This is a genomic window from Clostridium sp. 2218st1_F5_2218SCRN_220325 (assembly GCF_039062665.1).
Classification (GTDB): Bacteria; Bacillota; Clostridia; order Peptostreptococcales; family Peptostreptococcaceae; genus Intestinibacter.
In genome coordinates this window covers 108,316-121,680 of sequence record NZ_JBCLNH010000006.1, presented here as the reverse complement: position 1 = coordinate 121,680, position 13,365 = coordinate 108,316, and the positions used below count along the sequence as shown (strand labels likewise).

Here is a 13,365-nt window from a genome sequence, read left to right as displayed (position 1 = left end):
TATATGTAATTTCCGCAAAGTTGTTACAAATTTCTACTTTTTTTTATTTATATAGCTATAATCCTCTAAAATACTGTATTTCTCAACATAATTTATTTCTTTTTTATCTAAATAATATAAAAAAATTAAATTTATTAATATATAAATACAAAAAAAGCTAAACCAATTTGGTTTAGCTTTTTAACTTCACTTTAATCATTAAAATATAAAATCCCAAAACACCGTTGGGCCCATAAATTCAGTCCCGAGAATCCTCCCAGGTGGGTGATCTGTAGATAGTTTCTAATTTCTTATATAAATACAAGATATATTTACTCCGCTACCTAACTCCAATCTCCCGTAAAATATTTGTCGGTTGAATTTAAAGGTCACCATTCGTATGCCTCAGGATTTTATATGTTTATTATATAACAAAATCTAAAAAATTTAAAGTCTTTTTCTATGGTAATTTTAGAAAATTTTTTAAAATCTTTTCAGAAAATTTCTATGTAAATATAATTTATATTATAAATCTGATTTACGGTTGAAATTTCTAGATTTTAATCATATCTATTTTTATCATATCTATCTTCATCTTCTTCATAGTATTCTCCATATTCATAATCATATTCATTATAGTCTTCATCATATTCTTCCATATCTTCTATATCATCACTTTTTTGTTGTTCTTCTAAATTATCCCCTCTCAAAAGACTTCCTAATAATTTAATATTATTTGAACTTCCTAAATTACTTATATCTGCTAAGGAACTTAGTGAAAATCCGCCTTCTCCATCTTCTGGTAAAAATAACTCGGCAAATAAATCAATTTTCTTTTTCATGTCTATTGCTTTTTCTACTGATTCTTTTCTCTTTTCTGGAAATACCTCTAAAATTTCTTTTATCATCATATTCTTTTTGTCTTCTTCATCCATATTTCTAAAAAATTCACTTTCATCTTCTTTTTCTAATATATCCACATCATTTAATTTTTTAATTCCTTTAACTAAATCTAATATACTTTCCATCTTTATTAATATTTTTCGTTCTTCAGAGGACATATATTTCTTAGTTCTTGTTATAATCTCCATTCCCCTGTCTAAATCTTCTTCATTTAAATCCATAAGTTTTATTCCGGTCTTTAAATCATCCACATTATATTTTATAGCATTATCAATGGAATTACTTTTATGCCTACTACTCTTTTTAATTTTTTTTATTTTTTTAATCTTTTTTCCCCTTGGATTTGACGATGAAGTAGATTTCTGGCTTTGATGGCTTTTACTGTTTTGTTTTACTTTTGGAACTAATTTTTTATTATCTTTTTTATCTATCTTTAAACTATCGTTCGATACATTCTTATCTTTATTACCGAACAAAGACGTATTTCCATTGCTCAGAGCTAAAAGTCCAAGTATCAACAATAAATTGTTCAATACAAGTCCCCCCTTTTATAATAGGTATAATCCATACAATATCTTAACATATATTTTAAAATATGATTCTTTAATTGTTAATGTTCCTATTAATTAATATATCTATATATAATATTATGATTAAAATCTTCCATATATTATATTTAATTAAGAAGTATATTTTCTTCTCACTTTTTAATAAACATTTCATATAATATGAATATATTAAATCTTTTACTAATGTATATTTTTTCAATTATAGTATTAACTTTTATTAGAAGTCTCATATAAATTATATATAATCATTATTTTTAAGCTGAGAAAGGAGTTTTCTATGAAAAATTCAAAGAAAAAAATAGATAAAATAGACAAAGATACTTTAGAGAAATTTGCAAAAGATAAAAATATCGACAAAAATAAAATAGAAGATATAGCTAATAGCTATCAAGGCAAATCTGAAGATGAACTTTTAGATGAACTTATCAACATCGGTAAGAATTTAAAGGGGAAAGAAGAAGTCGTATCTAAATTTAAGAATTTTTTAAATCCAGAACAACAGCAAAAACTAGACTCTATTATGAACAAAATATCTGAAGCAGAAATACAAGATAAGATAAATTCTAAAAAAGCTAAAACTAAAAAATCAGCTTCACATCATAGCTCATCTGGCAAAAAAACTGTAAAAAAAGTCAAAAGAGTAAAAAAGGGATAATAGGATAATAAAAAGGTATTGAAATTTAACTTTTCAATACCTTTTTTCGTGATATGTAAAATTATAAATTTAAAAAGAGAACTATATTTTTAATTTATAATCAATCTAGTTGTTTATGTATATTTGAAATTATATTATCTTTTATTTCATTGCCTTCTGATAGTATTTCTTTGCATCCATCTCTATATTTATCATAAATTTGTTTGTCTTTAATTTGTCCTAAATTTACTTTTACATTTAATATTGCGCCTTCCATACCTGCTGATAGCATTAAAGTCCCAACGCCTATATCTGTTATCGCGTTTTGATTCCCATTTTTAATCAAAAAATCTAGTAATCTTAAGGCTTCTAATGAAAGACTTGCTGTTTTATATGGTACCTCAATAGAAAATATTGTAGCTTCTTGTATTGCTTTAGCTCTCAATTTATTTTGTTCTTCTGTTTCTTTAGGCATTTTTACTGCCTTCATAAATTCATTAAATGATTCTGTATCCTTGTCTACTAAAGTAGATAGCTCTTTTCTTATCTCTCCTAGTTTATCAAATCTAGCCTTGAACTCTTCTTTTGTTTTTTCGTCCAATTGTTCAAACTTCTTTTTTTCAAAACTAAGATGAGCCATCATTCTTGCAAGTGAAACCCCTATATCACTTGCTAAAGCTGATACAGAACCTCCTCCTGGTGCTGGCGAATTTGAATCTACTTCGTTTGTAAAATCAGCCACGCTCATATCAATTAATTTCATATCTTTCCCCCCTATACACCTTATTTATATTTATTGTTTTTTATTATAAACTGCAACCTTATCATCAACTACTAATTTCCCATTTTTATAGACTCTTTGGGTATGATTTATGCCAAAATGATACATTAAGTATTCAACATTAGGAGCATCAAATACCACAAAATCTGCATTTTTACCAACTTCTAGCGAACCTATTTTATCCGCTCTATCTATAGCATATGCTGCATTTATCGTAACTGATGTAAGAACTTCATTTGGAGTCATATTTAGATGTAGACATCCCAACTGCATTACAAATTGTAGATTTTCGCTAGGACAACTTCCCGGATTATAGTCACTTGATAAACTCACTATAGCTCCCATATCTATCATTTTTCTACAATCAGCATAATTTTTATTTAAGTTAAATGATGTAGCAGGAAGTATATTTGCCACAACTTTATTTTCTATCATCATCTTTATGCCTTTATCACTAGCTGCCATAAGATGATCTGCAGATATACATCCTAATTTTGCTGCTAACTCTACTCCTCCTAAAGACTCAATTTCATCAGCGTGTATTTTTAATTTATATCCCATTTTTTTTGCGCTACTTAGTATGTACTCGCTTTCTTCTATACTGAATACTCCTTCTTCGCAAAATACATCACAAAATTCTGCCAGTCCCATATTTTTTATTTTCGGCAACATTTCATCTACTAATATATCTATATATACTTTATGATTTTCTTTGTACTCTTGTAAAATAGCATGTGCTCCTAAAAAAGTATGTACTAAGTCTATTGGATGAGTTTTATCTAATAGTTTAGCTATTTCTAGTTGTTTAATTTCTGTATTTAATTCTAATCCGTATCCACTTTTTGCTTCTATTGTAGTTACTCCAAACTCTAACATTCTATCCAAGCTTTTTTTAGCTTTTTGGTATAATTCTTCTTTTGATGATTCTCTTGTAGATTTTACAGTACTTAATATTCCTCCACCATTTTTCAAAATTTCTATATAAGGTATACCATTTAATTTCATCGAAAATTCATTTTCTCTTGAACCTCCATGCACTAAATGTGTGTGTGAGTCTATAAGTCCAGGCGTTACTAAAAGCCCCTGTGCATCGTGTATTTGTGTATTTGGACCAATAATATTTCCAAATATATCTCCTACTCCTATAGCTAGTATTTTACCGTTTTTAACTGCTATATACGCATCTTCTATTATCTGAGTGTTATTCATCTCTTCTTTTACTTTAAAATTTGATGAACCCTGCATTGTAACTAATTTCCCAATATTTTTTAAAATCAAATCGGCTTTCATTGTACTTCCCCCGCTTTATATACAAGTATTTAAAAATTTATTCCATTAAACTAGTTTCTAAAACTTTATCTAGTGTAAAATTTTCAAGCCCTAAATAATATGATGCCACATCGACAAGTGCCTCCATAGGACAAAGACCGACTATTTCGCTGCCTATAATATTTACTCCATATCTTTTAGCTTCCATTTTTACCGCCTCGAACGCTCTGTACATACTCGTTTTTGTATAGTCTGTTAAATTCATTGTAACTTGAGTCATATTTTTCTCTGGTACTTCTACAGGGCCCGCTTTTATATATCTATATCCACCATTTGAATGTCTAATTGTTTTTGCTATTTTTGATGCTATATCAATATTTGTAGTATCTAGATTTATGTTATAAGCAATTAATGGTCTTCTAGCTCCTATAGCAATTGCTCCTGCTGTTTTATGTTTTTTATTAACACCATAATCTGGAGTCCAATTAGTATCTTCTAATTTTTTATCTAGTCCTTCAAATTCTCCTTTTCTAACTGTTGCTAAGTTTTCTCTTTCACCTCTAGTAGCTGCACATTCGTATAAAAATACAGGTATTTTATATTCTTTTGCGACTTTTTCACCAAGCTCATTAGCTAGTTTAATAGCATCATCCATATCCATATCTTTTATAGGAATAAATGGGCAAACATCAGTAGCACCAAATCTAGGGTGCTGTCCCTTATGTTTATTCATATCTATAATATCTTTTGCCACACCTATAGCTTCAAATACTGCATCTTTTACCTTTTGGGGCTCTCCTATTATCGTAACTACTAATCTATTGTAATTTTTATCAGCTTCATAATTTAATAGTTTTACGCCTTCTTTTCCTATTAAAGGATTAATTATTTTCTCTATCTTATCTAAATCCCTGCCTTCACTAAAATTTGGTACACATTGAACTATAGCCACAATCTTATCCTCCTTGTATATAAATTCCTAGCCCAAAAAAATTGTATTATTGAGCTAGGATAATATTTTTATACATAATATATTTAACTTACTTAAGTCTTATTTAAAAAAACTTTTTATCTCCAACTGTTTTTTCAATTAAATCATCATCAACTAAAAACGGTAGTGTTATATGATCTTTTCCTTCGCACATTTTGTTGTATTCTATTACAGTGTCGATTGAGTTGTCATTTCTAGCCCAAGCACGTCTTGCAACGCCACTCATAACATCCCATGGCATAGCAGTTCTAAGTATGTCATCAACTCTTTGTGAACCATCTAGAACCATACCAAATCCACCATTGATTGATTTTCCTATTCCAACTCCTCCACCATTATGAAGAACTACTAAACTCATTCCTCTTGCACAGTTTCCAGCAAAGCAGTGAGTCGCCATATCTGCCATTATATTGCTTCCATCTTTTATGTTTGAAGTTTCTCTAAATGGTGAATCTGTTCCAGATACATCATGGTGATCTCTTCCCATCATAACTGGTCCAATTTCGCCACGTCTTACCATATCGTTGAATTTAAGTGCTATTTTAGTTCTTCCAATTGCATCTTGGTATAGTATTCTCGCCTGTGTTCCTACTACCAAGTTATTCTTTTCTGCATCTCTAATCCATATCCAGTTGTCTCTATCTTGATATCTCCTATCTGGGTCTATACATTCCATTGCAGCATGGTCAGTTTTTATTAAGTCTTCACGTTTTCCACTTAAACAAACCCATCTAAATGGTCCATAACCAAAGTCGAATAATTGAGGTCCTAATATATCTTCAACATAAGATGGGAATATAAATCCATCTTTTTCATCTATTTTATTTTTAGATATTTCTTTTCCACCTGCATCATATACAGCCTTCATAAAACTATTTCCATAGTCAAAGAAGTAAACGCCTTTGTCGTGTAATATTTTTATTAATTCAAAATGTTTTAATAAAGTTTTATCTACTAATTCTATAAATTTTTCTTTGTCATTTGCCAAAAGTTCTGTTCTTTCTTCAAAAGTGATTCCTTGTGGACAATATCCTCCATCATAAGGTGCATGGCAAGAAGTTTGGTCTGACAGTAAATCAATATGTATATCATTATCTACTGCGTATTGAAGTAAATCTACTATATTCCCATGAAATGCTATAGCGCAGGCTTCCCCTTTTTCAATTTCTACTTTTGCTAAGTCGAATGCTTCTTTTGGACTTTGTGTAACCTTGCTAATCCAACCTTGGGTATATCTAGTTTCTATTCTCGATGAATCTACTTCTGCTATTACTCCAACTCCACCAGCAATTTCTACTGCCTTACCTTGGGCTCCACTCATCCCGCCAAGACCTGAAGTTACAAATAATTTTCCTTTTAAGTTTTTATCTTTAGGTATACCAAGTTTTAATCTACCTGCATTTAATATTGTTGAATATGTACCATGAACTATTCCCTGTGGACCTATATACATCCAACCGCCAGCCGTCATTTGACCGTAATTTGCAACACCAATTGCAACTGCCCTTTTCCACTCTTCTTGATTGTCAAACATACCTATCATTAGAGAGTTTGTGAGAATTACTCTTGGTGCATCTGGTTTAGATTTAAAAAGCCCTACTGGATGACCAGAATGTAGCACTAAAGTTTGATCTTGAGTAAGTTCTTCTAAATATTTTTTTGTAAGTTGATATTGCATCCAATTTTGAAATACTTGTCCTGTTTCCCCGTATGTAACTAATTCATAAGGATAAAGCGCTACATCAAAGTCAAGGTTGTTATCTATCATAACTTGAAATGCCTTACCTTCTATACATTTTCCTTTATATTCATCTATTGGTTTTCCATATATTTTTCCTTCTGGTCTAAATCTATATCCATAAATTCGTCCATATGTCAATAATTCATCTAAAAATTCGGGTGCTAATTGTTCGTGATATTGTTGTGGTATGTATCTTAAAGCGTTTTTTAATGCTAGTTTTATATCTGAATTTGTCAATTTTGATTCGCGTTTAGGTGCTCTTCTTATATGTTCTTGAAATGCTGGAATTTTATCTGGAATTTTGTCGAGTTTGATAGTTAAAGCTTTATTTATCTCTTCATTTCTTATATTTAAATTATTCAATTTAAATTCCCCCTTAAATTTTCCTGTGTAAATTAAAGTTTTAAATCGCTAACTATTTCTTCACCTACTAATAATTTTTTTCCTATAGCTTTTTCTACTGCTTTTACTAATAAATTTTCTTTTATAATATCTTCACAAATATTTATATCTTTATACATTATTCTATCTTTATCTACAAAAGGCGTTCTCTCTCTTATAATTTTATATGCTTCTTCTGTGCCTTTTCCTAGTTTTTTCTTTCCTCTTAAGTCTATAGCTTGTGCTGATGCTAGTATTTCCATAGCTAATACTTTTCTAGCATTATCTAATATATCTCTAGCGTGTCTCGATGCTATAGTCCCCATAGAAACATGATCTTCTTGATTTGCTGAAGATGGTATTGAATCTACACTTGCTGGATGAGAAAGTACCTTATTTTCAGATACTAATGATGCTGCACTATATTGAACTATCATAAATCCTGAGTTAACTCCGCCTTCGTTAACTAAAAACGCAGGAAGACCGTGACTAAGTGCTGGATTTACCATCTTTTCAAGTCGTCTTTCTGATATATTAGCAATTTCTGATAAAGCTATTCCCAAAAAGTCAAAGGCAAGTGCCATAGGTTCTCCGTGGAAGTTACCTCCAGATATAATTTTTTGATTTTCACCAGGAAATATTATAGGATTGTCTGTTACAGAGTTCATTTCTATTTCTATTTTTTTAACTACATAGTCAAGCGCATCTTTGCATCCACCATGAACTTGTGGTGAGCATCTTAAAGTATAAGAATCTTGTACACGAAGTTCACCTTGTTCTGTAGTCATTTCACTACCATCTAATATTTCTAATACATTTTTAGCTGTATTGAATTGTCCTTTATGAGGTCTTACTAAATTGACTCTCTCATCCATAGCGCAAGTTATACCATTTAAACCTTCCATTGTAAGCCCTAGTGCTATATCTGCAGTTTTCATTAAGTTTATAGCATCATAGACAGTTATTGCACCAATTGCTGTCATGCATTGAGTTCCATTATTTAAACTAAGTCCTTCTTTTGAAGATAAATACTCTAAAGGTTTTATACCTGCCTTTTCAAGTGCATCTCTAGAAGACATTTTTTCACCTTTATATATAGCCTCTCCTTCTCCTATCATAGTTAGAACCATATGAGAAAGTGGAGCCAAATCTCCAGAAGAACCAAGAGAGCCTTTTTCTGGTACTATTGGATGAACACCTTTATTTAACATATCTATTAAAATTTGTAGTGTCTCAAGTCTTATACCTGAATATCCTTTTGATAATGCATTTATTCTAAGCAACATCATAGCTCTTACGATTTCTTCTGAAAGAGGATTTCCAACACCACATGCATGACTTCTTATTAAATTGATTTGAAGTTTATGAGTATCTTTCTTAGATATGACTACATCTGAAAATTTTCCAAATCCAGTTGTTATACCATAAGAGACTTTTTCGTTTTCTACTAAGTCATCAACTATGGCTCTCGATTTTTTTATTCTTTCAACTGCATTTTCTGTAAGCTCAACTTTGTGATTAAATCTACTGACTTTAATTAAATCTTCTAAAGATAAATTATATCCGTCCAATTTAATTACGCTCATATTTAAGACCTCCTTAATTTTTATTTTATACAATGAAAATTTTATAGATTTTTTATAGATTTACTAAACAAATATTAATTTTAGGCTGAAATTTTCTGACATTTGAATTATTCTTTACGTGACTTGCTAGGGTGTTATGTTATAAGTATAATTAATAATATAAATTATATCTATAAGGATTTTATCAATTTCTATAACTATATTGCGCTAAAAGTTCATTATATTTTAGGAGGGATTGTTATGAAGAGAAAAATAATTGTTGCAAACAATCTATTAGAAAAGAAACAGTATGGTGATTATACTTTTCCTATTGATTTCGATTATAATACCTTATTTGCTTATGAATATGGATTTTTAGATTATCACTGGCATTATGAAATGACTTTTTCTATAATTTTAGAAGGCTCTATGGAGTATAGAGTTAATGACAAGATATACAATATGAAAAAGGGAGATGGATTATTTATAAATTCTCATACATTGCATACTGCTAAAGGCTATAATAATAAAGACTGTGCATTTTTGGCACTTATGTTTAGACCAAATTTTATTTTTGGCCATGAAGAAAGTATAATAAAAACTAAGTATATTGATATAATTGAAAATTCTACTCAATGTCCGGCATTTTTCTTAGATTCTAAAAATAAAATTCACCAAAATATTATATCTATAATACTTCAAGCAAGTAATATATTTTATGAAAAGAAATCTTGTTATGAATTATTAGTCAAAAGCAAAATATGTGAAATGTGGTCATTATTTTTTAATGAGGTCAGTTCTATTTTACAAGATGAACAAATCTTTAATTCAAACGATATTATAAGACTTTCTAAAATACTCAACTTTATACATAGCAATTATCAAAACAAAATAACACTTTATGATATTTCAGAATCATGCAATATAAGTAAAAGCGAGTGCTGCAGATTTTTCAAAAAGGCGACCAAACAAACTCCTTTTGAATACCTTTTAAATTATCGTATTAAAAAAAGTATACCTCTTCTTTTAAGCGATAATTTAAATATCACCGAAATCTCAGAAAATGTCGGCTTTTCAAACGCCAGTTATTACACAGAAATATTTAAAAGAGTTATGGATTTGTCGCCTACTAAATATAAAAAGGAAAAATTAAAAAGTATTTCTTCTTTTTAAAAAATCATAATCTATTTAAAAAGAGCTATTGCCTATTAATTTTTTATTTTATGTATTTATCTTTCTTTCCATTTTTCGATTGCTTTTCTGACTTTTTTGTCGATATCTATGCGTGTTTTTTTACACTCATCAGGATACTTTCTCGCTTCTTTAAATGCTAATTTGACAAATGTGCCAGAAAAGACCGGAATCATTTTTTTAAGCATGCTTTCTGGAAATATAAAATGTGTACCATGCTCGTAAGTTGCAACTATAACATTACACTCATGATTTGTATTTTTTAGCCTTTCTTCCATACGTCTGATATACCTAACAGTATCCCACAAAACATCATCAGATGCTCCTATAAGTAGAAGATCTCCCTTTATATTTTCAACCTTAATCATTTCTTCTTCCTTAAGTGGATGAGCTTTTTCCGAATCATCAAATAATTTCCATGAATTAATCATATCTCCAGTTCGTTTACTTTCTGATTTTATAAGTTTCCAATAATCAGGATGTTTGTAAGCAAAAGGCATATAAGGCAATGCTTCACCCCTATAAGAAAACAATGACTCACCTTCTATAGGCCATTCTTTGCATCCGTCTTTTTTACCTTGCATAAACCCTTGCCAATTATATCACATAGTGAGAGCGATTCTCATCTCATACATTATTAAGATGGATATAATTTCCTTAGAATTAAAAAACGGCATAAGTTACATTGCTGTAAATTATGCCGTTATTTTAAAAAATTAAAATTCACCAGTTTAAGCCTGTTGGATTTTCTTTTTTATTTTTTTTCGATTACACTTTCTCTTTCAATTATCTCATATGGTAAAACGAATTTCTTTTCTTCAAGTGGTTCATCATTTATCATTTTTATTACCATTCTCATAGCTACAGCTCCCATATCATAAAGTGGTTGACCTACTGTAGTTAATTTTGGACGATACATTTTAGAAAGCTTAGTATTGTTGAATCCTGCTACAGAAATATCTTCTGGAACATTATAACCTTTATCAAAGATAGCATTTATAGCTCCTATAGCAGCCTCATCACCTGTCACAAATACTGCATCAGGTTTTATACCTTCTTCTAATAAGTCTGACATTACTCTATATCCGCTATCATGATCAGTATTTCCATATTTTATTATATCTGGATTTACATTTATATTATTATCAGTTAATGCTCTTTCGTATCCTCTTCTTCTTTCTGTTTCAAGTATAGTATCAGCTTCACTAGTCATTATAAGAGCTATATCTTTATGTCCTTTATCTATTAGATATTTTGTCATATCATAAGTAGCATCTTCATTGTTAGTACTTACTGTATATACATCGAAAGTTTGAGCTGTTTTACTTATATAAGTTGCAGGTATACCACTATTGTTGATTGATTGTATATGGTCTTCATCTAACGTCCATGAAATCATAACTATCCCTTCAACTTGTTTTGCTCTTAATAAATCTATACTCTTTAACTCTTGCTTTTTCTCAGAATATGTATTTGCTAATAATATATCATATCCGTACATTTTTGTAACGCATTCTATACCATTTACAATTTCATTTACGAATGAATCTGATACTTCTGGTACTATAACACCTAATAACTTACTTTTCTTAGTAACTAAACTTCTTGCAAGAGGATTTGGAACATATCCTGTTTCTTTTATTACATCTAAGACTCTTTGTTTAACTTCATCCGTAACTGGCTTTGAGTCATTTATTACTCTTGAAACTGTAGATATTGAAACTCCAGCTAATTTTGCAACGTCTTTTATTGTAACGTTATTTTTCATTATTTTTCCTCCTTATTTTATTCTCGTTTCATAATATTAAAAATTAATTGTAACATACTTTTTGATTTTTATAAATATATTATTTATACTTTTTGCAATATCTATGCTTATGATATTTAAAAGTTTATTTATTTGAATACAATATATATCCTATTTTCTTTACTTATTTTATTAATATAATTTAAAATATGTACCTATATTAATAATTTATACTATTTTTAAAATCCCGTAAATAGTAAATGTACAAAAAAATATGTATATATTATGAAATTTTAGTAAATACAGGTCTATATATAAATTACTCTATTTTAATATTTTATATATAAATAAATTTTCCTTAGAATTAAAAAAGAAGGCCAATTTAAAATCAACCTTCTCCTAAAATAAATTTTATACAGTGACTATGTTCTATAAAATCTCAATTTGAAACTAGCAGCCACATCCTCCAATACCATCACCGAAGAATCCGCCACATGAACAAGCTATTAATAATAATATTAAGAATGGTATCCATGCCATTATATCAATATCTACCCAAGTTTCTCCAAATGCTAAGAATAAAAAGAATAATACTATTATCCACCATGCTCCTGCTCCAAAGAATCCGCCTTCTCCAAATAATCTATCTAACATTTTTCTATTCCCCCTATTTTAAAATTATAATATTCCACCACAGCTACATAATATTAATAATATTATTAAGAATGGTATCCATGCCATTATGTCGATGTCTACCCAGCTTTCTCCAAATGCTAGGAATAAGAAGAATAATACTATTATCCACCATGCTCCTGCTCCAAAGAATCCATCTTCTCCAAATAATCTGTCTAACATTTTTTTTACCTCCTGTTGATGTTTGAGCTTTTGCTCTTAACTTATAATATGCAAAAGTGTTAATTTGTGATAATGTTTAAAATATTTATCTCTAAGTTTTTTTAGCATCCACAAGTGTATCCATTTTGGTAATTATCGTAGCAGTCATTATCATCACAATCGCATGAACAAACGATTAGAAGTAGAATTAAAAATGGTATCCAGTCGCTTAAGCAGATATCTACAAAACATTCTTGGAAGACTAAAAATAGGAAAAATAAAACTATAATCCACCATCCACTACCTCCGATACATTCAAACATTCTGGATAATTTACGATTCATAAAAATCCCTCCTTGATTGATATATCAAAAAAGACCTCCATCATATTCTAATGATAAAGGTCTTTATGCTCTATTATATATTATGATAAAAATATTTATTTGTTACCTATTTCTTAAAAATCTATTTTTTAATATATAGATAGTTTAAAATTAGCTAATTAAAAATTAAAAGCAACTAAATAATAATACTAAGATTATTATCCAAATTAACATTTCTGGGTTACATGCTATCCATTCTATTAAGTCGTCTCCAACCATTAATAATAATATAATTATTATTAAGAAGAAACCTCCGAAGAAATCTTCATCAAAGAAATTAAATAAACCCCCACCAAAAAATCTTGATAAATTTTGTTCTTGCATTATATTCCTCTCCCTTTTTAGATATTAATAAATATATTATTTATTTACTAAATATTATGCAGATAAAAGTCGA

The 13,365-nt window shown here is 29.1% G+C and carries 14 protein-coding genes and 1 other RNA gene; 2 read left to right on the top strand and 13 right to left on the bottom strand.

Going from position 1 to position 13,365, the window contains the following annotated elements; all coding sequences use genetic code 11:
- Window positions 1–206 precede the first annotated feature (206 nt).
- Window positions 207–394, bottom strand: a non-coding RNA gene (gene ssrS, locus ABCM86_RS05555) — 6S RNA.
- Between the two features lie 145 nt (window positions 395–539).
- On the bottom strand, window positions 540–1,415 hold the full coding sequence (locus ABCM86_RS05550) for a hypothetical protein (protein WP_295677528.1): 876 nt from the start codon (window positions 1,413–1,415) through the stop codon (window positions 540–542).
- A 313-nt stretch (window positions 1,416–1,728) separates the two neighbouring features.
- Between ABCM86_RS05550 and ABCM86_RS05545 the strand changes: the two genes are divergently transcribed.
- Window positions 1,729–2,106: a hypothetical protein gene (locus ABCM86_RS05545; RefSeq protein ID WP_295677529.1), complete on the top strand. Its 378-nt coding sequence runs from the start codon at window positions 1,729–1,731 to the stop codon at window positions 2,104–2,106.
- A gap of 100 nt (window positions 2,107–2,206) precedes the next feature.
- Here ABCM86_RS05545 and ABCM86_RS05540 read toward each other — a convergent pair whose 3' ends face one another.
- The 5 genes from ABCM86_RS05540 to hutH form a co-directional block, all read right to left on the bottom strand.
- A complete protein-coding gene (locus tag ABCM86_RS05540; protein ID WP_295677530.1) occupies window positions 2,207–2,848 on the bottom strand; it encodes a cyclodeaminase/cyclohydrolase family protein in 642 nt (213 codons plus the stop codon).
- A gap of 30 nt (window positions 2,849–2,878) precedes the next feature.
- Complete coding sequence (gene hutI, locus ABCM86_RS05535) at window positions 2,879–4,156, bottom strand: imidazolonepropionase (RefSeq protein WP_343003668.1); 1,278 nt, start codon at window positions 4,154–4,156, stop codon at window positions 2,879–2,881.
- 37 nt (window positions 4,157–4,193) lie between these two features.
- Window positions 4,194–5,087 carry a glutamate formimidoyltransferase gene (gene ftcD / locus ABCM86_RS05530; RefSeq protein WP_195930128.1) on the bottom strand — a complete coding sequence of 298 codons (894 nt, stop codon included), beginning with the start codon at window positions 5,085–5,087 and terminating at the stop codon, window positions 4,194–4,196.
- 103 nt (window positions 5,088–5,190) lie between these two features.
- On the bottom strand, window positions 5,191–7,215 hold the full coding sequence (locus tag ABCM86_RS05525) for a urocanate hydratase (protein ID WP_343003675.1): 2,025 nt from the start codon (window positions 7,213–7,215) through the stop codon (window positions 5,191–5,193).
- Window positions 7,216–7,262: 47 nt separating this feature from the next.
- Window positions 7,263–8,834, bottom strand: coding sequence for a histidine ammonia-lyase (gene hutH, locus ABCM86_RS05520; RefSeq protein ID WP_343003667.1), 1,572 nt, complete (start codon window positions 8,832–8,834; stop codon window positions 7,263–7,265).
- A 240-nt stretch (window positions 8,835–9,074) separates the two neighbouring features.
- Here hutH and ABCM86_RS05515 point away from each other — a divergent pair, with 240 nt between their 5' ends.
- On the top strand, window positions 9,075–9,986 hold the full coding sequence (locus tag ABCM86_RS05515; RefSeq protein WP_295762247.1) for an AraC family transcriptional regulator: 912 nt from the start codon (window positions 9,075–9,077) through the stop codon (window positions 9,984–9,986).
- 56 nt (window positions 9,987–10,042) lie between these two features.
- Here the strand turns inward: ABCM86_RS05515 and ABCM86_RS05510 are convergent, their stop codons facing one another.
- The 6 genes from ABCM86_RS05510 to ABCM86_RS05485 all read right to left on the bottom strand — a co-directional run bounded on the left by ABCM86_RS05510 (window position 10,043) and on the right by ABCM86_RS05485 (window position 13,292).
- Window positions 10,043–10,537 (bottom strand): acyl-CoA thioester hydrolase/BAAT C-terminal domain-containing protein, encoded by a 495-nt coding sequence (locus ABCM86_RS05510; RefSeq protein ID WP_343003666.1) that lies wholly within the window; start codon window positions 10,535–10,537, stop codon window positions 10,043–10,045.
- A gap of 221 nt (window positions 10,538–10,758) precedes the next feature.
- Window positions 10,759–11,772 (bottom strand): LacI family DNA-binding transcriptional regulator, encoded by a 1,014-nt coding sequence (locus ABCM86_RS05505; protein WP_195930133.1) that lies wholly within the window; start codon window positions 11,770–11,772, stop codon window positions 10,759–10,761.
- Window positions 11,773–12,201: 429 nt separating this feature from the next.
- Complete coding sequence (locus tag ABCM86_RS05500; RefSeq protein WP_195931634.1) at window positions 12,202–12,405, bottom strand: hypothetical protein; 204 nt, start codon at window positions 12,403–12,405, stop codon at window positions 12,202–12,204.
- Between the two features lie 24 nt (window positions 12,406–12,429).
- The gene (locus ABCM86_RS05495) at window positions 12,430–12,606 is read right to left on the bottom strand and encodes a hypothetical protein (protein WP_195931635.1); all 177 of its coding nucleotides are present in this window, start codon (window positions 12,604–12,606) and stop codon (window positions 12,430–12,432) included.
- Window positions 12,607–12,707: 101 nt separating this feature from the next.
- A complete protein-coding gene (locus ABCM86_RS05490) occupies window positions 12,708–12,929 on the bottom strand; it encodes a hypothetical protein (protein ID WP_295762243.1) in 222 nt (73 codons plus the stop codon).
- A 165-nt stretch (window positions 12,930–13,094) separates the two neighbouring features.
- Window positions 13,095–13,292, bottom strand: coding sequence for a hypothetical protein (locus ABCM86_RS05485; RefSeq protein WP_195931637.1), 198 nt, complete (start codon window positions 13,290–13,292; stop codon window positions 13,095–13,097).
- Window positions 13,293–13,365: the final 73 nt, after the last annotated feature.